Source organism: Lysobacter sp. F6437 (assembly GCF_052547215.1).
This window is the reverse complement of record NZ_JBQWRB010000001.1, coordinates 1,167,064-1,189,060: the sequence shown is the minus strand read 5'-3', so window position 1 is coordinate 1,189,060 and position 21,997 is coordinate 1,167,064. Positions and strand designations below refer to the sequence as shown.

The following is a 21,997-nucleotide window of genomic DNA, read 5'->3' as shown; positions in this document are numbered from 1 at the left end:
CCGCCGGTCGGAACCCGTCCGGATTCTTCCGATCGGGGATGTACGAAGCCCCCGGATGCGCCGCTACAGCGCGGCCGCCAGCCTGCTGCCCTGGTCGATCGCGCGTTTGGCGTCGAGTTCGGCTGCCACGTCGGCCCCGCCGATCACGTGGACCTGAACATTGAAGCCCCCCAACTGCTCCACGAGAGGCTTGAACGGCTCCTGTCCGGCACAGACCACCACGTGATCGACTGCGAGCAACTGCTCCTCGCCGTCGCGGCGGATCCGGAGGCCACGCTCGTCGACGCCGAGGTACTCCACACCACCCAGCATGTGCACCCGCTTGGCCTTGAGCGTCGCCCGGTGGATCCAGCCGGTCGTCTTGCCAAGCTTTCCACCGAGCTTGCCCGGACTGCGCTGCAGCAGCCAGATCTCGCGCGCCGGCGGCTCCGGCCGGGCCGGGGCGAGACCACCGCGGTTGTCGCCATACGCCAGGTCGACGCCCCATTCGGCATGCCAGCGGGCCGGGTCGAGCGCCGGAGACGGGCCTTCGTGGACCAGGAACTCGGCGACGTCGAAACCGATTCCGCCTGCGCCGATGATCGCGACCTTCGCACCGACCGCGACCGAGCCATCCAGCACGTCGCGATAACCCACCACCTTGGGATGATCCGCGCCCGGCAGGTCGATCACGCGCGGGGTGATGCCGGTGGCGAGCACGATATGGTCGAAGCCGGACAGCGCCGCGGCATCGGCGCGGGTGTCGAGGCGCAGCTCGACCCCGGTCTGCTCGATCCGCCGCGCGAAGTAGCGCAGGGTTTCGTGGAACTCCTCCTTGCCGGGGATCCGCTTGGCCAGGTTGAACTGGCCGCCGATCGCGGATGCTGCATCGAACAGTGTCACTTGGTGGCCGCGTTCCGCCGCGATGGTGGCGCAGGCGAGTCCGGCCGGACCGGCACCGACCACCGCAACGCGCCACGGCTCGCGCGTCGGCGCGTAATTCAGTTCGGTCTCGGCGCAGGCGCGCGGGTTGACCAGGCAGCTCGCGCGCTTGTTTTCGAACACATGGTCCAGGCAGGCCTGGTTGCAGGCGATGCAGGTGTTGATCTCGTCGGTCCGCGCGTCGCGCGCCTTGGCCACCCATTGCGGGTCGGCCAGCAGCGGCCGCGCCATCGACACCATATCGGCGTCGCCCGCGGCGAGGATGCGCTCGGCCACCGTCGGCATGTTGATCCGGTTGGTGGTGACCAGCGGCAGCGCGACCTCGGGTTTCAACCGCGCGGTGATGCCGCTGAACGCGCCGCGCGGCACCGAAGTCGAGATCGTCGGCACCCGCGCCTCGTGCCAGCCGATGCCGGTGTTGACCAGGGTCGCGCCGGCCGCCTCGACCGCGCGCGCCTGTGCCACCACCTCGTCCCAGGCCAGCCCGCCGTCGACCAGGTCGATCATCGACAACCGGTAGATGAGGATGAAGTCCGGTCCGCAGGCCTCGCGGATGCGACGCACGATCTCGACGGCGAAACGCATCCGGCGGGTCGCATCGCCACCAAAGGCATCGTCGCGGCCGTTGGTGCGCGGCGCGGTGAACTGGTTGAGCAGGTAGCCTTCCGAACCCATCACCTCGACGCCGTCGTAACCGGCATCGCGCGCGAGCCGCGCGCTGTCGACGAAGGCCTGGATCTGGCGCTCCACCCCCCGCGCCGACAACGCCCTCGGTGTGAACGGGTTGATCGGCGACTTGATCCGCGACGGCGCCACCTGCAGCGGGTGGTAGCCGTAGCGGCCGGCATGCAGTATCTGCAGGCAGATGCGGCTGCCGTGGGCGTGCACGGCGTCGGTGACCTGCCGGTGCTTGCGCGCCTGCCACGACCAGCCCAGGGTGCCACCGAACGGCTTGAGCCAGCCTGCGATGTTGGGCGAGAACCCGCCGGTGACGATCAGCCCGACGCCGCCGGCCGCACGCTCGGCGAAATACGCGGCGAGCTTGGGGAAGTCGCGCGCATGGTCCTCCAGCCCGGTATGCATCGACCCCATCAATACGCGGTTCGGCAGGGTGCAGAAGCCGAGGTCGAGCGGGGCGAACAGGTGCGGGTAGAGCGGATGCGGGTTGGCGGCGGTCATGCGCAAGTACGGCGGCGTATGGATCCCGCACCATGCCGGGATTCGCCGGGCGGTACAAGGCGCTCCAGCCGCGCTCGTCGCCCGGTTCCCGGGTGAATGCGATAATTGCGATTGCTGCGGCTCCGCGGCGTCGCCCCCATCGGCTGTCATCGGCGCCCAGCGCCGGGTGGGGCTTCGCCCGCGCGCCCGCGCCCCCATTCGTACTTAGGTGCCGCTCCGCCATGAATACCGACTACCGCAAGCCGTTGCCCGGCACCGCGCTCGACTATTTCGACACCCGCGCCGCCGTCGAGGCGATCAAGCCCGGTGCCTGGGACACGCTGCCGTATACCTCGCGCGTGCATGCGGAGAACCTGGTGCGCCGTGCCGACCCGGCCCGGCTCAACGACTACCTGGTCCAGTTGATCGAGCGTCGCCGCGACCTCGACTTCCCGTGGTTCCCGGCGCGGGTGGTGTGCCATGACATCCTCGGCCAGACCGCGCTGGTCGACCTGGCGGGGTTGCGCGATGCCATCGCCCAGCGCGGCGGCGACCCGTCGCAGGTCAACCCGGTGGTGCCGACGCAGTTGATCGTCGACCACTCGCTGGCGGTGGAGGCTCCCGGGTTCGACAAGGATGCGTTCGCCAAGAACCGCGCGATCGAGGACCGTCGCAACTTCGACCGGTTCCACTTCATCGACTGGACCAAGAAGGCGTTCAAGAACGTCGACGTGATCCCGCCGGGCAACGGGATCATGCATCAGATCAACCTGGAGCGGATGTCGCCGGTGGTGCATGCGCGTGACGGCGTGGCGTTCCCCGACACCCTGGTCGGTACCGACAGCCACACGCCGCACGTCGATGCGCTGGGCGTGATCGCGGTCGGCGTCGGCGGGCTGGAAGCGGAAAGCGTGATGCTCGGTCGCGCATCGTGGATGCGGCTGCCGGAGATCGTCGGCGTCGAGCTGACCGGCAAGCCGCAACCGGGCATCACCGCAACCGACATCGTGCTGGCGCTGACCGAGTTCCTGCGCCAGTCGAAGGTCGTGGGCACATACCTGGAGTTCCGTGGCGAAGGCGCCGCGGCGCTGACGCTGGGCGACCGCGCGACCATTTCCAACATGGCGCCCGAATACGGCGCGACCGCGGCGATGTTCTTCATCGACGACATGACCATCGATTACCTGCGCCTGACCGGTCGCGATGACGAGGTGGTCAAGCGCGTGGAGACCTACGCCCGCCATACCGGACTGTGGGCCGACGCGCTGGCCGACGCGCAGTACGAGCGCACGCTCACCTTCGACCTGTCGAGCGTGGTGCGCAACATGGCCGGCCCGTCCAACCCGCACCGGCGCCTGCCGACCTCGGCGTTGGCCGAGCGCGGTGTCGCCGGCAACCTCGATGCCGCGCGCGCGCAGGAGGCACAAGGCCTGATTCCCGACGGCGCGGTGATCATCGCCGCGATCACCAGTTGCACCAACACCAGCAACCCGCGCAACGTCATCGCGGCCGGCCTGATCGCGCGCAATGCCAACGCGCGTGGACTGACCCGCAAGCCGTGGGTCAAGAGCTCGCTGGCGCCCGGTTCCAAGGCGGTGCAGTTGTACCTTGAGGATTCCGGCTTGCTGCCGGAGCTGGAGCAACTCGGCTTCGGCATCGTCGGTTTCGCCTGCACCACCTGCAACGGCATGAGCGGCGCGCTGGACCCGGCGATCCAGCAAGAGGTCATCGAGCGCGACGTCTACACGACCGCGGTGCTGTCGGGTAACCGTAACTTCGACGGTCGCATCCACCCGTATGCCAAGCAGGCTTTCCTCGCCTCGCCGCCGCTGGTGGTTGCCTATGCGATCGCCGGCACCGTGCGCTTCGACATCGAGAAGGACGTGCTCGGCATCGACGCGCAGGGCAACGAGGTCACGCTGAAGGACATCTGGCCGTCGGACGCGGAGATCGACGCGATCGTCGCTGCCAGCGTCAAGCCCGAGCAGTTCCGCCAGGTCTACGATCCGATGTTCAGGTTCAGCGTCGAGCACGGCGAGAAGGTCAGCCCGCTGTACGACTGGCGGCCGCAGAGCACTTACATCCGCAGCCCGCCTTATTGGGAAGGGACGCTGGCTGAACGCACGATGCGCGGCATGCGCGCACTGGCGGTGCTCGGCGACAACATCACCACCGACCACCTGTCGCCGTCGAACGCGATCCTCGCCAGCAGCGCCGCCGGCGAGTACCTGGCGAAAATGGGCCTGCCGGAAGAGGACTTCAATTCCTACGCGACCCATCGCGGCGACCACCTGACCGCGCAGCGGGCGACCTTCGCCAATCCGCGGCTGCTCAACGAGATGGTGCGCGACGAGGCCGGCAACGTGAAGCAGGGCTCGCTCACACGCATCGAGCCCGAGGGCGAAGTCACGCGCATGTGGGAGGCGATCGAGACCTACATGGAGCGTCGCCAGCCGCTGATCATCATCGCCGGCGCCGACTACGGCCAGGGCAGCTCGCGCGACTGGGCGGCCAAGGGCGTGCGCCTGGCGGGGGTGGAGGCGATCGCCGCCGAAGGCTTCGAGCGCATCCACCGCACCAACCTGATCGGCATGGGCGTGCTGCCGCTGGAGTTCCTGCCGGGGACCGACCGCAACACCTTGGGCATCGACGGCACCGAGACCTACGACGTGGCCGGCACGCCCGCGCCGCGCGCGATGCTGACGCTGGTGATCCACCGCAGGAATGGCGAACGGGTGGACGTGCCGGTGACCTGCCGCCTCGACACCGCCGAGGAGGTCTCGATCTACGAGGCCGGCGGTGTTCTGCAGCGCTTCGCCAACGACTTCTTCGAAGCGGCGCAGGTGGCGTAAGAGCCCTTCGTCAACGCCCGACGTCCGTACTCCACTACTTGCCAGGAATCATCCATGCCGCACGCCCCGCAACTCCGCATCGCCGCCACCTACATGCGAGGCGGCACCAGCAAGGGCGTTTTCTTCCGCCTGCAGGACCTGCCCGCGGCCGCGCAGGTGCCGGGTGCGGCGCGCGATGGATTGCTGATGCGGGTGATCGGCTCGCCCGATCCCTACGGCAAACACACCGACGGCATGGGCGGGGCGACGTCGAGCACCAGCAAGTGCGTAATCATTTCCGAAGCGAGCGTGCCCGACCACGACGTCGACTATCTCTACGGCCAGGTCTCGATCGACACGGCGTTCGTCGACTGGAGCGGCAATTGCGGCAACCTGAGCGCGGCCGTCGGGCCGTTCGCGATCAGCGCCGGGCTGGTGGATGCCAGCCGAGTGCCGCGTGACGGCATCGCCACCGTGCGGATCTGGCAGGCCAACATCGGCAAGACCATCGTCGCCCACGTGCCGGTGACCGACGGGCAGGTGCAGGAGACCGGCGACTTCGAACTCGACGGCGTGACCTTCCCGGCGGCGGAAATCCAACTGGAGTTCATCGACCCGGCCGACGAAGGCGAGGGCGACGACGCTGCAAACGGGATCTTCCCGACCGGCAACCTGGTCGACGACCTCGACGTGCCCGGCGTCGGGTCGTTCAAGGCCACGATGATCAACGCCGGCATCCCGACCATTTTCCTCAACGCCGCCGACCTCGGTTACAGCGGCGCCGAGTTGCAGGACGCGATCAATGGCGACCCGCAGGCGCTCGCGCGTTTCGAGGCGATCCGCGCGCGCGGCGCGGTGCGCATGGGCCTGATCGACAGCGTCGAACAAGCCGCGACCCGCCAGCACACCCCGAAGGTCGCCTTCGTCGCGCCGCCGGCCGACCACGTCACCTCCAGTGGCAAGCGCATCGCCGCCGGCGACGTCGACCTGCTGGTACGCGCGCTGTCGATGGGCAAGCTGCACCACGCGATGATGGGCACCGCCGCGGTCGCCATCGGCACCGCCGCCTCGATCCCCGGCACCCTGGTGCATGCCGCAGCCGGCGGTGGCCAGCGCGACGCGGTGCGCTTCGGGCATCCGTCGGGCACCCTGCGGGTCGGCGCGCAGGCGGTCCGGGTCGACGGCCAATGGACGGTTACCAAAGCGGTGATGAGCCGCAGCGCGCGAGTACTGATGGAAGGTGCGGTGCGTGTCCCGGCGGAGACGTTGCAGTACGGGTGACGCCGCAAAACGTGCGTGGTGTTAGAGCGGGTGAAGGCTTCGCACGAGGGCCCGCGGCAGAATGGCCGGACCTTCCCGTCCGGAGGATGTGCCATGGACACGTTCGACCAGCGCTCCAGCGCCCGTCCCGATCCCGACCCGCCGATGCTCGACGTCGCCCGTTACGTGGCCGGCTACACCGTCGATTCGCGGGAGGCATTCGACACCGCCCGCTACATGCTGCTGGATTCGCTGGCCTGCGCGGCGCTGGCGATGGACCACGCCGAATGCGTCAAGCACCTCGGGCCGCTGGTCCCCGGCGCGGACCTGGAGGGCGGCGCGCGGGTGCCGTTCACCACCCACGAGCTAGACCCGGTGCAGGCCGCCTACAACATCGGCGTGCAGATCCGCTGGCTCGACTTCAACGACACCTGGCTGGCGGCCGAATGGGGTCACCCGTCCGACAACCTCGGCGCGATCCTCGCCGTCGCCGACTACCTGGGGCGCAAGGCCGAGGCCGAAGGCGGCGAGGCCCTCACCGTGCGCGACGTGCTCGCCTACGCCATCAAGGCCCACGAGATCCAGGGCTGCTACGCGCTGGAGAACTCGTTCAACCGGGTCGGCCTCGACCACGTGATCCTGGTCCGGCTGGCCTCGACCGCCGTTGCCACCCACATGCTCGGTGGTGACCGGGACGCCATCTGGACCGCCGTTTCGCACAGTTGGATCGACAACGGCGTGCTGCGCACCTACCGCCATGCCCCGAACACCGGCCCGCGCAAGAGCTGGGCCGCCGGCGACGCCTGCCGTCGCGCCGTCACCCACGCGCTGAATGCGGTCAAGTGCGTGGTTGGCTACCCGAGCGCGCTGACCGTGCCGACCTGGGGCTTCTACGACATCGCCTTCGAGGGCAGGCCGTTCGAGTTCGAGCGCCCGTTCGGCAGCTACGTGATGGAGAACATCCTGTTCAAGATCAGCTACCCGGCCGAGTTCCACGCCCAGACCGCGGTGGAGTGCGCGATGCGCCTTCACGCAGAAGTGAAGGACCACCTCGACGATATCGAGCGGATCGAGCTGCAGACCCAGGAAGCCGGCGTGCGCATCATCGACAAGACCGGTCCGCTGGCCAACTACGCCGACCGCGACCACTGCCTGCAATACATGGTCGCCGTGCCATTGATCTTCGGTCGCCTGACCGCCGGCGACTACACCGACGCCATCGCCGCGGATCCGCGCATCGACGTCCTGCGCGGGAAGATGGTCGTCAGCGAGAATCCGGAGTTCACCAGGGATTATTTCGATCCCGCGAAGCGCTACATCGGCAATTCGGTGCAGGTGTTCTTCAAGGACGGCAGCAGCACCGGGGAGGTTTCGATCGACTATCCCATTGGCCACCGCAAGCGCCGCGACGAGGGCATCCCGCTATTGATGGAGAAGTTCGAGAAGGCGATCCGGGCAAAGCTGCCGGGGGCGAATGCGGACCGGCTGCTGGAACTCGCCGCCCGCCCGGGCGAACTCGAGGAGATGCCGATCACCGGCTTCCTCGCACTGTTCCAACGCTGAACCGAGTTTGAGGGAGGTTCCGGTTCAGCGGAACTTCCCCGGAATGTTAGATGCCCGTTAACATAGCCTTCACGTGTGCAAATCTAACCTGCCCCGGATGGCGTCGTACAGGCGGCCGTCTAGAACGGTAAGGAACCTCGCAGACGCGGTTTCCAATTTTGATGAACGAAGGAGATACAGGATGAATAAGAAGCTCCTCTGCGCCGCCCTGCTGGGTGGCCTGAGTCTGGTCGGCACCGCCAGCGCGCAGGATTTCGATGACCGCTGGTATGTCACCGGCAGCGCCGGCATGAATATCCAGGACAACAACCGCGATACCCGCAACGCTCCGTTCGCGGCGATCGGTGTCGGCAAGTTCCTCAACCGGAACTGGTCGCTCGACGGCGAACTGAACTATCAGAACCCGCAGGTCGATCGCAACCAGGACCTGAACTGGAGCCAGTACGGCATCTCGCTGGACCTGCGCCGCCACTTCATCACCGAGGGTCGCAACTGGAACCCGTACGCGTTGATGGGCCTGGGCTACCAGCGCCACGAGGAAGAGTACGACAACTTCCCGAGCCCGGATTCCCCGGCCCAGCGTGAAGGCGGCGATGTCGCCGGCAAGCTCGGCTTCGGCGTCCAGGGCGACGTCGGTCGCGTTGCGATCCGTACCGAGCTGGCCTACCGCATCGATGCCGATGACGACAGCGTCGGCGCGTTCATGACCGACGACGTGCCGCGCGACGACGGTGCCGACTGGTTCGGCGACGTGCTGGCCTCGGTCGGCGTGGTCGTGCCGCTGGGTCCGGAGCCGCAGGCCCCGGTCGCCCCGGCCCCGGTTGCCCCGAGCTGCGCGGACCTGGACGACGACGGTGACGGCGTCAACAACTGCGACGACAAGTGCCCGGGTTCGCAGGCCGGCCAGACCATCGGTCCGGACGGTTGCCCGGTGCCGGTGTCGATCGACCTGAAGGGCGTGAACTTCGACTTCGACAAGTCGACCCTGCGTCCGGACGCGGTGGCGATCCTGAGCGAGGCGGTGCAGATCCTGCAGCGTTACCCCGACCTGAAGGTCGAGGTGGCCGGCCACACCGACTCCAAGGGTACCGACGCCTACAACCAGGCCCTGTCGGAGCGCCGCGCGACCGCGGTGTACGACTACCTGACCAGCAACGGCATCGACGCCTCGCGCATGGTCGGCCCGAACGGCTACGGCGAGAGCCGCCCGATCGCGCCGAACACCAACCCGGATGGTTCGGACAATCCGGAAGGCCGTGCGCAGAACCGTCGTACCGAGTTGAACGTGCAGAACTAAGGCACGTAGCAACCACGGATGGCCTTCCGGGGCCATCCGAAGGTGCACCAGAAGTATCCCGAAGCCCGGCCCAGTGCCGGGCTTCGGCTTTATTGGACATACTGGATGTGTATGATCGGCGCGCCAGCGGCCACGGGATTTGCATTCCGGGCCCCGCCGGTTGTTGCAGGCAAGTAATTCAATTCTCCACTCGAAGGAATCCGAATATGAAGATCCGCTTGTTGAGCACCGCCTTGCTGGCGGGTTTGGCGTTTGCCCCGGCCGCCAACGCGCAGGAATTCGATGACCGCTGGTACCTCACCGGCACCGCCGGCATGAATATCCAGGACAGCGCCCGCGAGACCCGCAATGCCCCGTTTGGTGCGATTGGCCTGGGCAGGTTCATCAGCCCGGCGTGGTCGGTCGATGGCGAGGTGAACTACCAGAACCCGCAGGGCGATGCCAACCAGGACCTCAACTGGAGCCAGTACGGCGTTTCGCTGGACCTGCGCCGCCACTTCATCGCGGAGGGTCGCAACTGGCACCCGTACGCGTTGATGGGCCTGGGTTACCAGCGTTCGGAAGAGGAGTTCGATGCGTTCCCCAACCCGGATTCGCCGGGCGAGCGTGAGGACGGCAACCTGGCGGCCAAGCTCGGATTTGGCTTGCAGGGCGATGTCGGTCGTGTCGCGATCCGTACGGAACTGGCTTACCGCGCCAGTTTCGACGACCAGAGCTTCCGCGCTCCCGAGGAAGACTGGTTCGGCGACGTACTGGCTTCGGTCGGCGTCGTGGTGCCGCTGGGTCCGGAGCAGGTGGCCGCCCCGCCGCCGCCGCCGCCGGTTGCCCCGAGCTGCGCGGACCTGGATGACGACGGTGACGGCGTCAACAACTGCGACGACAAGTGCCCGGGTTCGCAGGCCGGCCAGACCATCGGTCCGGACGGTTGCCCGGTGCCGGTGTCGATCGACCTGAAGGGCGTGAACTTCGACTTCGACAAGTCGACCCTGCGTCCGGACGCGGTGGCGATCCTGAGCGAGGCGGTGCAGATCCTGCAGCGTTACCCCGACCTGAAGGTCGAGGTGGCCGGCCACACCGACTCCAAGGGTACCGACGCCTACAACCAGGCCCTGTCGGAGCGCCGCGCGACCGCGGTGTACGACTACCTGACCAGCAACGGCATCGACGCCTCGCGCATGGTCGGCCCGAACGGCTACGGCGAGAGCCGCCCGATCGCGCCGAACACCAACCCGGATGGTTCGGATAATCCGGAAGGCCGTGCGCAGAACCGTCGTACCGAGTTGAACGTGCAGAACTAGGGCGCGTAGCACCACCCAGGGATGGCCTTCCGGGGCCATCCGATGGGGTGCCACCTTAAGTACTTCGAAGCCCGGCCCAGCGCCGGGCTTTTCTTTGTCGGCAGTGTCCCTCTCGACAGCGGCGGGTCAGCTTGTACGTCGAAGGCTTCATCTATACTGCGGAACGCTTTCCACGAGATCCCCGGGCCATGGCATTCATCAGGAAGTTCGCGGTTGCCTCCAGTGTTCTGCTACTTGTTTCCACCGCTTGCGCGGCTACCGGCAAGGCACAGGACACGCCGACACAAGCGACCGATGCGCAGCCGGCGCCGGGGACTGCCGTACCCGGGCAAGTTGCACCCCAGCCGGTGCAGGACACCATCCAGATGCCTGACGGGGAGGTGCTGCCGATTCCGGGGTCCGGCACCGTGGCGGGCGATGCCGCGCCGGCTGCCTATGTCCCGCGCACCGAACACGACAACACCCCGTGGCGCTTCAACATGCAGCAGGACGGGCAGAGCATGTCCGCCGACAAGTTCGACGACTGGATGAGATCAAAGGGTGTGCGCGTGGCCACCGGCAAGCCCGCCACGCCGCTCGTGCAGAACTGCCCGACCCCGGAAGGTGACAAGGGCGACAGCGATGGTGATGGCATCATCAATTGCCTCGATTTGTGCCCGGCGTCCGAAGCCGGCCAGACCATTGGTCCGGACGGCTGCCCGGTGCCGGTGTCGATCGACCTGAAGGGCGTGACCTTCGCCTACGACAAGGCCACCCTGGGTGCCGAAGCCAAGGCCGTGCTGAGCGAAGCATTGGAGATCCTGCAGCGTTATCCCGACCTGAAGGTCGAGGTCGCCGGCCATACCGACTCCAGGGGCGACGCGAAGTACAACCAGTCCCTGTCGGAGCGTCGCGCCAAGGCGGTTTACGACTACCTGGTCGAGAACGGCATCGACAAGGCGCGCCTGATCGGTCCGGTCGGCTTCGGCGAGATGCGCCCGCTGGTGCCGAACCAGAAGCCGGATGGTTCGGATGACCCGGAAGGCCGTGCCAAGAACCGTCGCACGGAACTGAACATCCAGAACTGACGAAAGCGCTCCACGTCACGCCGCCCAGCGGCACCCGAAGCCCGGCCTCGCGCCGGGCTTCGCGTTTCCGGGCATGCCGTCGCATTCATTGAATCGAACGCATCGCATTGCAGGTGCCTGCTGCGGACGTTCGTCACGGACTGTGAGCGCGCGCACCCATTTCTGTACTCGCCTGCCTACACTTGCCATCACGTCGCGGGGTGAAGGCGACGTGATGGGGACTCACAACTCAAGGGGAGCAGGACATGGGGAAGCTCGTGGTTTCACTGGTGTTGGCGCTTTCGTGCGCCGGCGTGGCATCGGCGGCCGAGCCGGTTCCGGCCAATACGACTACCGAAGCGGCGGCAACAGGGGCGACGGCTGCGGATGCAGCGGACTACAAGCCCAGGACCGAGCACGACAACACGCCGTGGCGCTTCAACATGGAGCAGGGTGGCAAGCGCATGTCGGCCGACCAGTTCGATGCATGGATGAAGTCGAAGGGCGTACGCGTCGCCAAGGGGCCGGCTGCGACACCCGCGGCTTCGACCGCGGCCACGGGGTCAGCGGCGACGGATGTTGTGGCGGCACCGGACGCACAAGCGGCCGAGTAACGCTTGCGGGGCGGCGTCCGTGCGGGCGCCGCCCGGGCCGCTGGATCAGGCTTTCAGCACACCGAGTTCGCGGCCGATCCGGATGAACGCATCGATGGCGCGGTCCAGCTGTTTGCGCGTATGGGCCGCACTGATCTGCGTGCGGATGCGGGCTTGGCCCTGTGGCACTACCGGGAAGAAGAAACCGATCGCGTAGATGCCTTCCTCGAGCAGGCGCTCGGCGAACTTCTGCGCCAGCGGCGCGTCGTACAGCATCACCGGGCTGATGGGATGGGTACCGGGCTTGATGTCGAAGCCGGCCGCGGTCATGCGCTCGCGGAAGTAGGCGGTGTTGTCGGCCAGTTGCCGGCGCAGGTCGCCGGCGGCGGCGAGCATTTCGAACGCCTTGATTCCCGCCGCGACCACGTGCGGTGGCAGCGAGTTGGAAAACAGGTAGGGACGCGAACGCTGGCGAAGCAATTCGATCACTTCGCTTGATGCCGTGGTGAAGCCGCCCACCGCGCCGCCCATCGCCTTGCCGAGGGTGCCGGTGAAGATATCGATCCTGTCCATCACGCCCTTGGCTTCCGCCGAGCCGCGGCCGGTCGCGCCGATGAAGCCGGTCGCGTGGCACTCGTCGATGTGCACCAGCGCGCCGTACTTCTTCGCCAGCGCGGTGATCTCGTCGAGCGGGGCGATGAAGCCATCCATCGAGAACACGCCGTCGCTGGTGATCAGCTTGGTCTTGCAACCGGCGGCGTCGGCGGCCTGCAACTGTTTCTCCAGGTCGGCCATGTCGCAGTTGGCGTAGCGGAAACGCTTGGCCTTGCACAGGCGCACGCCGTCGATGATCGAGGCGTGGTTGAGCGCGTCGGAGATGATCGCGTCGTCCTCGCCCAGCAGCGGCTCGAACAGTCCGCCGTTGGCATCGAAGCAGGCGGCGTACAAAATCGTGTCTTCGGTGCCGAAGAATTGCGCGATGGTCTGCTCAAGCTGCTTGTGCAGGTCCTGGGTGCCGCAGATGAAGCGCACCGAGGCCATGCCGAAGCCGTGGGTGTCGAGCGCGTCCTTGGCGACCGCGATGATGTCCGGGTGGTCGGCCAGGCCGAGGTAGTTGTTGGCGCAGAAGTTCAGCACCGTGCGGCCGTCGTCGAGCGTGATCTCGGCCGACTGCGGGCTGGTGATGATGCGCTCGGACTTGAACAGGCCGGCGTCGCGGATGGAGTCGAGTTCCCGGGTGTAACGGTCGGTCAAGGACATGATATTCACGCTTTCGTAGGAGCGGCTTCAGCCGCGATCAGATCCCCGGACTCCCATCGCGGCTGAAGCCGCTCCCACGAAAGGCCGGGAAGAATATGTCAGTTCCAGCTGAGCACGACCTTGCCGGCCTTGCCCGATTCCATGAGCTCGAAGCCCTGCTGGAACTCCTCGACCGGCAACTGGTGGGTCAGCACCTTGCCCAGCGGGAAGCCGCCCAGCACCAGCTGGGTCATCTTGTACCAGGTCTCGTACATCTTCCGGCCGTAGATGCCGTGCAGCACCAGGCCCTTGAAGATGATCTTGTCCCAGTCGACCCCGGCACCCTTGGGCATGATGCCGAGCATCGCGATCCTGCCGCCGTGGTACATGCAGTCGAGCATGTCGTTGAACGCGCGCGGGTTGCCGCTCATCTCCAACCCGACGTCGAAGCCTTCCATGTGCAGGTCGGCCATCACGTCCTTGAGCGAGGTGTTCGCGACGTTTACCACGCGGGTCGCGCCCATGTCGGCGGCCAGCTTGAGGCGGTAATCGTTGACGTCGGTGACCACCACGTTGCGCGCGCCGATGTGCTTGCAGATGCCGGCGGCGATGATGCCGATCGGGCCGGCGCCGGTGATCAGCACGTCCTCGCCGACCACGTCGAACTCCAGCGCGCAGTGCGCGGCGTTGCCGTACGGGTCGAAGAACGCGGCCAGTTCGGACGGGATCTGGTCCGGAATCGGCCACAGGTTGGTCGCCGGCATGACGATGTACTCGGCGAACGCGCCATTGCGGTTGACGCCGATGCCGACCGTGTTCGGGCACAGGTGCTGGCGACCACCGCGGCAGTTGCGGCAATGGCCACAGACGATGTGACCCTCGGCGCTCACCCGCTGGCCGACCTTGTAACCGGTCACGCCTGGGCCGACCTCGACGATCCGGCCGACGAATTCGTGGCCGATCACGAGCCCCGGCTTGATCGTGCGCTGGCTCCACTCGTCCCACAGGTAGATGTGCAGGTCGGTGCCGCAGATCGCGGTTTTCTCGAGCTTGATCAGCACCTCGTTGGCACCCGGCGCGGGCACCGGCACCTCTTCCATCCAGATGCCCTTGGTGGCTTCGCGCTTGACCAGCGCCTTCATCATCGTTTGGGTCATGGTTCGCTCTTGGATTTGCCACGTGCCGAGTGCGACAGGCGGGGCGCGCGGACGGCGCCGGAATTGACCACGAATTATACGCGGCAGCCCCTGCGGCCACCGTGACCGGGTCCGGTACTGCCCGGCACTGCGGTGCACGGCGTAAACTCGGGCTTTCGACCTTCCTGGGGTGACGGCAATGCGTTATTCGGTACTGGCGGTGGCAATCGCGGTGGCAGGCTTCGTGGGGTCGTCCGTGGCGGGCGAGGGCATGTGGGTGCCACAGCAGTTGCCGGAGATCGCCGGGCCGCTGAAGAAGGCCGGGCTGGAACTGCCGCCCGAACAACTGGCCGACCTCACCGGCGACCCGATGGGCGCGGTGGTGTCGCTTGGTGGCTGCACCGCCAGCTTCGTTTCCCCCCAGGGGCTGGTGGTCACCAACCATCATTGCGCGTACGGCGCGATCCAGCTCAACTCCACCCCCGAGAACAACCTGATCGACAAGGGCTTCAACGCGGAGACAAGGGCCGACGAGGTTTCCGCCGGCCCCAACGCGCGCATCTACGCGCTCGACTCGATCGAGGACGTCACCGCCAAGGTGCACGCCGCCATTGCCGCAGCGCCGGATGCGCTCGGCCGCAGCCACGCGCTGGAGGCGATCGAAAAGCAGCTGGTCGCCGACTGCGAGGCCGACGAAGGCTACCGCTGCCGCTTCTACAGCTTCGCCGGCGGCAACACCTACCGGCTGTTCAAGAACCTCGAGATCAAGGACGTGCGGCTGGTCCACGCACCGCCAAACAGCGTCGGCAGCTACGGCGGCGACATCGACAACTGGATGTGGCCGCGCCACACCGGCGATTTCTCGTTCTACCGCGCCTATGTCGGCCCCGACGGCAAGCCTGCGCCGTATGCCGAAGGCAACGTGCCGTACCAGCCCGAGCACTGGCTCAAGCTGGCATCGCAGCCGTTGGAAACCGGCGATTTCGTGATGGTCGCGGGCTACCCCGGCCGCACCGCCCGCTACGCGCTGGCCGCCGAGTTCGACCAGACCGCGCAGTGGACCTATCCGACCGTCAAGGCGCACTACGAGAACCTGGTCGGACTGGTCGAGGCGGCCGGTGCCGCGGACGAGGACACCAAGGTCAAGTACGCCAGCACCATCCGCGGCTGGCAGAACGCGATGAAGAACTACGGCGGCCAGTTGGAAGGCTTCGAGCGGATCGACGCAAGCAAGGCCAAGCACGACGAGGAAGCCGCGGTGCTGGCGTGGCTGCGCGGGCAGGGCGCCGAAGGCGAGGCCGCACTCGCCGCCCATGCCACGCTACTGGAGCTGCACGAAGCCGACAGCGCCACCCGCGAGCGCGACCTGGTGCTTGGGCAACTGCGCCGCACCGGCACCATCGGCGCCGCGACCAGCCTGTACCGGTTGGCGATCGAGAAGGCCAAACCCGATGCCGAGCGCGAGCCGGGCTACCAGCAGCGCGACCTGCCCGGTTTCGAGGGCGCGATGCGGCAGATGGACAAGCGCTACGCCGCGGCGATGGACCGGCAACTGCAGGAATACTGGCTGCGCGAGTACGTGAAGCTGCCGCAGTCGCAGCGGGTCGAGGCGATCGACGCCTGGCTCGGCGGTGATGACGAGGTCGCGGTGCAGGCCGCGCTCGACAAGCTGGCCGGCACCGACCTTGGCGCGCTCGACACCCGCCTGGCACTGCTGCAGGCCGACCGTGCCGCGTTCGAGGCCAGCGACGACCCGGCCGTGCAGTTCGCGGTCGCGGTGATGCCGACCCTGCTGAAGCTGGAAGAGCAGGCCGAGACCCGCGCCGGCGACGCCCTGCTGGCGCGCCCGGCCTTCCTGCAGGCGGTGGCCGACTACAAGGCCAGCCAGGGCGAGTCGGTCTATCCGGACGCCAACTCCTCGTTGCGGATCACCTTCGGCAACGTGCAGGGCTATACCCGTCCCGACGGCGTGCGCCTGCCGCCGTTCACCACGCTCGAGCAGGTCGCCGCCAAGCACACCGGCGAGGCGCCGTTCGACGCACCGCAGGCGCTGCTCGATGCGGTCGAGGCAAAGAACCACGGCGGCCTCGCGAGCGAGGAACTCGGCACCGTGCCGGTCAACTTCATGGCCGACCTCGACATCACCGGTGGCAACTCCGGGTCGCCGGTGATGAATGCCCGCGGTGAACTGGTCGGGCTGGTATTCGACATGAACTGGGAGAGCGTGGCGTCCAACTGGGTCTTCAACCCGGAGCTGACCCGCGTGATCGCGGTCGATGCGCGCTACATGCGCTGGATCATGCAGGAGGTCTTCCCGGCGCCGCAGGTGCTGCAGGAGCTCGGCGTGCCGGAGCAGAAGTAAGGCATGAAGATCATCCTTGCCCGCCACGGTGAAACCCCGTGGAACGCCGCTGGCCGCTACCAGGGCCAGGCCGACATTCCGCTTTCACCGGTGGGCGAGGCACAGGCCCGTGCCCTCGGCGAGCGGCTGCGCGAGGTGCCGATTACCCGCGGGGTCGCCTCGCCGCTGGGGCGCGCCCGCCAGACCGCCGAGTTCGCGCTCGGCGAACGCCGCGGGATGCTGTCGACCGATCCGGGCCTGATGGAAATCGCCCACGGCACCTGGGAAGGGCTGCTCGCCAGCGAGATCGGCGAGCGCGATCCGGAGCGCCTGCAGGCCTGGCGCGACACGCCGCATGAAGTGCTGATGCCCGAAGGCGAGTCGCTGCAGCACGTGTTCGACCGCGCCTGGCCGGCACTGGCCCGCGCTGCCGATGGGCTCGGCGTCGACGACACCCTGCTGGTGGTCGCGCATGACGCGGTCAACCGGGTGCTGCTGTGCCACGTGCTCGGCATCCCGCTCGCGCGTCTGTGGACGTTCCGGCAGGCGCCGACCACGCTGAACCTGCTGGAAGGGCCCACCGTCGACCGGCTGGAGGTGGTCCGCCTCAACGACTGCAGCCACCACACCGCGTTGTTCGGCGAGGCCGTGCACCGGGCGCTGTAAGCGCGGATCATTGCGGCTCCTATACACCGGTTTTTCCGCATGACCCTGGACCAGTGGCTCGTCCGCATCGAGCGGCAGCACCCCAAGTCGATCGACATGGGCCTCGATCGCGTGCGCGCGGTTGCCGACCGGATGGGGCTGGGGCGGCCGGCGCAGCATGTCATCACGGTTGGTGGCACCAACGGCAAGGGCTCGACGGTCGCCTTCATCGAGGCGATCGCGCGCGAGGCCGGCTGGCGCGTGGGCGCCTACACCTCGCCGCACCTGCTGGCCTACAACGAGCGGGTCCGGGTGGATGGCCATGACGCCTCCGACGCGGCGCTGGTCGAGGCGTTCGAGGCGATCGAGCAAGCGCGTGGTGACACCACGCTGACCTATTTCGAGTACGGCACGCTGGCCGCGTTGTGGCTGTTCGCGCGTGCCGGACTCGACCTGGCGATCCTCGAGGTCGGCCTCGGGGGACGGCTCGACGCGACCAACATCGTCGATTCCGATGTCGCCGTGATCACCACGGTCGACCTCGACCACCAGGACTACCTCGGCGACGACCGCGAGAAGATCGGGTTCGAAAAAGCCGGGATCGCGCGCGGCTGGAAACCGCTGGTGCTCGGCGACGACGACCCGCCGTCGAGTGTGCTGCGCCATGCCTATGCGATCGGCGCGTCGGCGCTGCGGATCGGCTGCGATTTCTTCATCGGCCCCGCACCGGGCGAGGCCGCGCCGGACCTGCCGGCGGACGGTCACTGGCGGTGGCGCGAGACCGGCTTCCAGCTCGACCTGCCGCTGCCGAAACTCGCCGCGCCGGCGCAACTGCGCAACGCGGCGGTCGCGGTGGCCGCATTGCGCGCGCTGGACCGGCCGTTGACGGACGATGCGATCGGTCGCGGCGTTGCCGCCGCCGGTATCCCCGGGCGGCTGCAGCGATTCGAACGTGATGGCGTGGAGGTGCTGGTCGACGTCGGCCACAACCCGCAGGCGGCTCGCGAACTGGCCGCATGGCTGCAGGCCGCACCGGCGACCGGTGCAACCCACGCGGTGTATGCCGCGCTCGGCGACAAGGACATGGCCGGCGTGGTCGCGGCACTGGCCACCGGTGTCGATCACTGGCACCTGGCGGGCTTGCCGGAACAGGCCCCGCGCGGCATCGACGTCGACCGGTTCGCCGCGCGCCTTGCCGGCACCGTGGCCGCCACCGGAACCCGCCATGCCGGCGTGGCTGAGGCGCTAACCTCCGTGCACGCAAACGCGCGTGGTGGCGACCGCATCCTCGTGTTCGGCTCGTTCCACACCGCGGCCGCTGCCTTGCTGTGGCTGGCCTGACCGCCGCTTCCGTCGCCTGAACGACACCCCGGCGCGTCCCGGTAGGGTGGCGGCGCGGGGGTATAATTCGCGGGCACTTTCGCCGAGGCATGCGAGATCCGATGGAACCCGCCCTGAAACAGCGCCTGATCGGTGCCGCCGTGCTCGTCGCGATCGCGGTGATCTTCCTGCCGATGCTGATCAAGGGGCCGGCCCCGGAAAGCGGCGTCTCCGACGTGCCGCTGGACCTGCCCGAGCCACCCGGCGGTGAATTCGAGACCCGTGAGCTGCCGCTGGTGACCCCGGGCGCGACGCCGGGCGGCAGCGTGACCGGCCTTGGCGCCGCCGATGCCGATCCCGTCGAGGGGGGTGAACTACCCACCGTCGATACCCGCACCGCCAACGGCGGCATGATGCCGGCGACCACCGCCGGCGGTGGTTATGCGGTCAGTTTCGGCAGCTACGCCAGCGCCGACGACGCCGCGCGCGTGGTCAACGCCCTGCGCGATTCGCAACTGGCGGGCTACCAGGAAACCACTGCGGTCGACGGACGCACCCTGTACCGGGTGCGCGTCGGGCCGTTCGACTCGCGCGCGACCGCCGAGACCGCGCGCCTGCGCGCGGCCCACGTACGCGACGACGTTGGCTCCCGGGTAGTGGCGCTGGATGCGGCCGCCGCCGAGGACGACGCCAACGCCACCGCGTCGGTATCCACGCCCGCGCCGGCGCCGCAACAGGAGGTGTCGGAACCGACGCCGTTGCCCGAGGACAAGCCTGCGGCCAAGCCGGTGGTGAGCAAACCGGCCGAAGCCAAGCCCGTCGTGGAAAGCAAGCCCGCTGAAACCAGGCCCGTCGCCTCCACACCGGAGCCCGCAGCCGCTGGCGTGGGCTTCGCGGTGCAACTGGGTGCGTTCAGCAATGCAGCCGACGCCAACGCCATGCGCGATCGTGCGCGCGCGGCGGGCCTCAGCGCGTTCGTCGAGCAGGTCAGTACCGACAAGGGCCCACTCAGCCGCGTCCAGGTTGGTCCGGTGGTCGATCGTCCCGCTGCCGAGCGGCTGAAGGCGCAGGTCGCGGCCAAGCTCGGCATCAACGGCTTCGTCCATTCGCACCCGTGAGGCGTGACGCGTTTTCGCGATGAGTGCTGTCGATTGGGTCCTGCTGGCGATCGTCGGGGTGTCGGCCCTGCTGGGGCTGATGCGCGGGTTCGTCGGCGTGCTCGCGTCGCTGGCGGCATGGGTGCTGGCGGGCTGGGCGGCGTTCCGTTTTGGCGCACAGGTCGCGTTGATGCTCGCCAGCGATGGCGAACCGGGACCGGGACAGCTGCTGGCCGGGTATGGATTGAGCTTCCTGGTGGTGCTGCTGGCGGTGGGCCTGGTGGGCTGGGTGGTGCGCAAGCTGGTGCATTCCGTTGGCCTGTCGGGGCTGGACCGGTTGCTGGGTCTGGTGCTCGGGTTCGCGCGTGGCGCGCTGGTGGCCTGCCTGGTGGTCCTGTTGATGGGCCTGACCGAACTGCCGCGGACGCCGGAATGGCGCGCCTCGGCGGTGGTGCCGGTGTTCGTGCCGGGCGCGCAATGGATGCAGGGCTGGTTGCCGGAATGGGTGTCCGCCCGGGTCGATCTGCGCGGCGAATCCACCACGCCCGCGCTGGTATCGCCGGGAATGGTGTCGCCCGAGATGATCCGGGCCACGCGTGACGTCGACCTGCCGATGCCGGTGGACCTGCCGCTGGAAGCCGCCGCCGAGGTCGTGCGCGAGCTCAGTGGCAGCTCACCGGCTCCGCAGCAGATTCAAGAACCAGTGCAACCGCAATCCAGACAGCAACCACCCCTGCAACAACCCCAACCAGGATCCTGACCATGTGCGGCATCATCGGTATCGTCGGCCACAACGACGTCGCGGCCCAGCTTTATGACGCCCTCACGGTGCTGCAGCATCGCGGCCAGGACGCGGCCGGCATCGCCACCGCCGACGATGGCCGGCGGCTGATGGTGCACAAGGGCAACGGGCTGGTCAGCGAGGTGTTCGACGCGCCCGCGATGCGCCTGTTGCGCGGCCAGATCGGCATCGGCCATTGCCGCTATCCCACGGCGGGAAGCGAGGGCAACGACGAGGCCCAGCCGTTCTACGTCAACTCGCCGTATGGCATCGCGCTGGCGCACAACGGCAACCTGATCAACACCGATGCGCTGCGCCGCGAGGTGTTCGAGCAGGACCGCCGCAACGTCAATACCGAGTCGGATTCGGAAGTCCTGCTCAACGTGTTCGCGCATGAACTCGACACCCGCACACTGACGCCGGACACCGCGTTCAAGGCGGTTGAAGGCGTGTACCGCCGCTGCGTCGGCGGCTACGCGGTGGTGGCGACCGTGCTCGGGCTTGGGCTGGTGGCGTTCCGCGATCCCAACGGCATCCGCCCGCTGGTGCTGGGCAAGCGCAGCGGCCCGGCCGGTGACGAGTACGCGGTGGCGTCGGAGTCGGTCGCGTTCGACCTGACCGGCTTCGAGCGCGTGCGCGATGTCGGCCCCGGCGAGGCGGTGGTTATCACCGCCAACGGCGAGTTGCACACCCGCCAGTGCGTGCCGGCGGGCAAGCACACGCCGTGCATGTTCGAGTACGTGTATTTCGCGCGCCCCGATTCGATGATCGACGACATCTCGGTGCACAAGGCGCGCATGCGCATGGGCCAGACGCTCGGCGAGAAGATCCTGCGGCTGCGCCCGGACCACGACATCGACACCGTGATCCCGATCCCGGACTCCTCGCGCGACGCCGCGCTGGAAGTGGCCAACGTGCTCGACGTGAAGTACCGCGAGGGCTTCATCAAGAACCGCTACGTCGGCCGCACCTTCATCATGCCGGGGCAGGGCCAGCGCGCGAAGTCGGTGCGGCGCAAGCTCAATCCGATCCCGCTGGAGTTCCGCAACCGGGTGGTGCTGTTGGTCGACGACTCGATCGTGCGCGGCACCACATCCAAGCAGATCGTGCAGATGGCGCGCGAGGCCGGCGCGCGCAAGGTCTACCTGGCCTCCGCCGCGCCGCCGGTGCGCCACCCGAACATCTACGGCATCGACATGCCGATCGCCGACGAACTGATCGCCTACAACCGCACCGAGGAAGAAGTGCAGGAGCTGCTCGGCTGCGACTGGCTGATCTACCAGGACCTCGAGGACCTGGAGCACGCGGTGTCGGGGCCGAAGCACCGTCTGGAGCACTTCGATTCGTCGTGCTTCAACGGCGACTACGTGACCGGCACCGAGGAGGACTACTTCGAGCGGATCAAGCGGTTGCGCTCCGACGATGCCAAGATCACCCGCCGGGCGACGTAGCGTCAGGCCGGGCCCCACAC

The 21,997-nt window shown here is 67.9% G+C and carries 15 protein-coding genes and 1 pseudogene; 13 read left to right on the top strand and 3 right to left on the bottom strand.

What is annotated here, in order from left to right; all coding sequences use genetic code 11:
* Nucleotides 1-63 precede the first annotated feature (63 nt).
* On the bottom strand, nucleotides 64-2,100 hold the full coding sequence (locus tag ACT9F5_RS05590; RefSeq protein ID WP_445118920.1) for an oxidoreductase: 2,037 nt from the start codon (nucleotides 2,098-2,100) through the stop codon (nucleotides 64-66).
* A gap of 221 nt (nucleotides 2,101-2,321) precedes the next feature.
* Here ACT9F5_RS05590 and acnD point away from each other — a divergent pair, with 221 nt between their 5' ends.
* From acnD to ACT9F5_RS05555, 7 genes and pseudogenes are all read left to right on the top strand, one after another.
* Nucleotides 2,322-4,931 carry a Fe/S-dependent 2-methylisocitrate dehydratase AcnD gene (gene acnD, locus ACT9F5_RS05585; RefSeq protein ID WP_445118919.1) on the top strand — a complete coding sequence of 870 codons (2,610 nt, stop codon included), beginning with the start codon at nucleotides 2,322-2,324 and terminating at the stop codon, nucleotides 4,929-4,931.
* A gap of 54 nt (nucleotides 4,932-4,985) precedes the next feature.
* A complete protein-coding gene (gene prpF, locus ACT9F5_RS05580; RefSeq protein WP_445118918.1) occupies nucleotides 4,986-6,191 on the top strand; it encodes a 2-methylaconitate cis-trans isomerase PrpF in 1,206 nt (401 codons plus the stop codon).
* Nucleotides 6,192-6,284: 93 nt separating this feature from the next.
* Nucleotides 6,285-7,733: a bifunctional 2-methylcitrate dehydratase/aconitate hydratase gene (locus tag ACT9F5_RS05575; protein WP_445118917.1), complete on the top strand. Its 1,449-nt coding sequence runs from the start codon at nucleotides 6,285-6,287 to the stop codon at nucleotides 7,731-7,733.
* Nucleotides 7,734-7,914: 181 nt separating this feature from the next.
* Complete coding sequence (locus ACT9F5_RS05570; protein ID WP_445118916.1) at nucleotides 7,915-9,030, top strand: OmpA family protein; 1,116 nt, start codon at nucleotides 7,915-7,917, stop codon at nucleotides 9,028-9,030.
* Nucleotides 9,031-9,236: 206 nt separating this feature from the next.
* Nucleotides 9,237-10,328 carry an OmpA family protein gene (locus ACT9F5_RS05565; RefSeq protein ID WP_445118915.1) on the top strand — a complete coding sequence of 364 codons (1,092 nt, stop codon included), beginning with the start codon at nucleotides 9,237-9,239 and terminating at the stop codon, nucleotides 10,326-10,328.
* A 494-nt stretch (nucleotides 10,329-10,822) separates the two neighbouring features.
* Nucleotides 10,823-11,395 (top strand): annotated as a pseudogene (locus tag ACT9F5_RS05560) (OmpA family protein); the annotation flags it as partial.
* A 245-nt stretch (nucleotides 11,396-11,640) separates the two neighbouring features.
* Nucleotides 11,641-11,988, top strand: coding sequence for a hypothetical protein (locus ACT9F5_RS05555; protein WP_445118914.1), 348 nt, complete (start codon nucleotides 11,641-11,643; stop codon nucleotides 11,986-11,988).
* A 45-nt stretch (nucleotides 11,989-12,033) separates the two neighbouring features.
* On the opposite strand, the gene kbl is transcribed toward ACT9F5_RS05555, so the two are convergent.
* Both kbl and tdh read right to left on the bottom strand, forming a co-directional pair.
* On the bottom strand, nucleotides 12,034-13,227 hold the full coding sequence (gene kbl / locus ACT9F5_RS05550; RefSeq protein ID WP_445118913.1) for a glycine C-acetyltransferase: 1,194 nt from the start codon (nucleotides 13,225-13,227) through the stop codon (nucleotides 12,034-12,036).
* 98 nt (nucleotides 13,228-13,325) lie between these two features.
* On the bottom strand, nucleotides 13,326-14,363 hold the full coding sequence (gene tdh / locus ACT9F5_RS05545; RefSeq protein WP_445118912.1) for an L-threonine 3-dehydrogenase: 1,038 nt from the start codon (nucleotides 14,361-14,363) through the stop codon (nucleotides 13,326-13,328).
* A gap of 178 nt (nucleotides 14,364-14,541) precedes the next feature.
* Between tdh and ACT9F5_RS05540 the strand changes: the two genes are divergently transcribed.
* From ACT9F5_RS05540 to purF, 6 genes are all read left to right on the top strand, one after another.
* Complete coding sequence (locus tag ACT9F5_RS05540) at nucleotides 14,542-16,704, top strand: S46 family peptidase (protein ID WP_445118911.1); 2,163 nt, start codon at nucleotides 14,542-14,544, stop codon at nucleotides 16,702-16,704.
* 3 nt (nucleotides 16,705-16,707) lie between these two features.
* Entirely contained in the window at nucleotides 16,708-17,349 is a 642-nt protein-coding gene (locus ACT9F5_RS05535; RefSeq protein WP_445118910.1) for a histidine phosphatase family protein, read from the top strand.
* Between the two features lie 39 nt (nucleotides 17,350-17,388).
* Nucleotides 17,389-18,669: a bifunctional tetrahydrofolate synthase/dihydrofolate synthase gene (folC, locus tag ACT9F5_RS05530; protein ID WP_445118909.1), complete on the top strand. Its 1,281-nt coding sequence runs from the start codon at nucleotides 17,389-17,391 to the stop codon at nucleotides 18,667-18,669.
* Nucleotides 18,670-18,770: 101 nt separating this feature from the next.
* Nucleotides 18,771-19,766 (top strand): SPOR domain-containing protein, encoded by a 996-nt coding sequence (locus tag ACT9F5_RS05525; RefSeq protein WP_445118908.1) that lies wholly within the window; start codon nucleotides 18,771-18,773, stop codon nucleotides 19,764-19,766.
* 19 nt (nucleotides 19,767-19,785) lie between these two features.
* Nucleotides 19,786-20,505 carry a CvpA family protein gene (locus tag ACT9F5_RS05520; protein ID WP_445118907.1) on the top strand — a complete coding sequence of 240 codons (720 nt, stop codon included), beginning with the start codon at nucleotides 19,786-19,788 and terminating at the stop codon, nucleotides 20,503-20,505.
* A gap of 2 nt (nucleotides 20,506-20,507) precedes the next feature.
* Nucleotides 20,508-21,977 carry an amidophosphoribosyltransferase gene (gene purF, locus ACT9F5_RS05515; RefSeq protein ID WP_445118906.1) on the top strand — a complete coding sequence of 490 codons (1,470 nt, stop codon included), beginning with the start codon at nucleotides 20,508-20,510 and terminating at the stop codon, nucleotides 21,975-21,977.
* Nucleotides 21,978-21,997 lie beyond the last annotated feature (20 nt).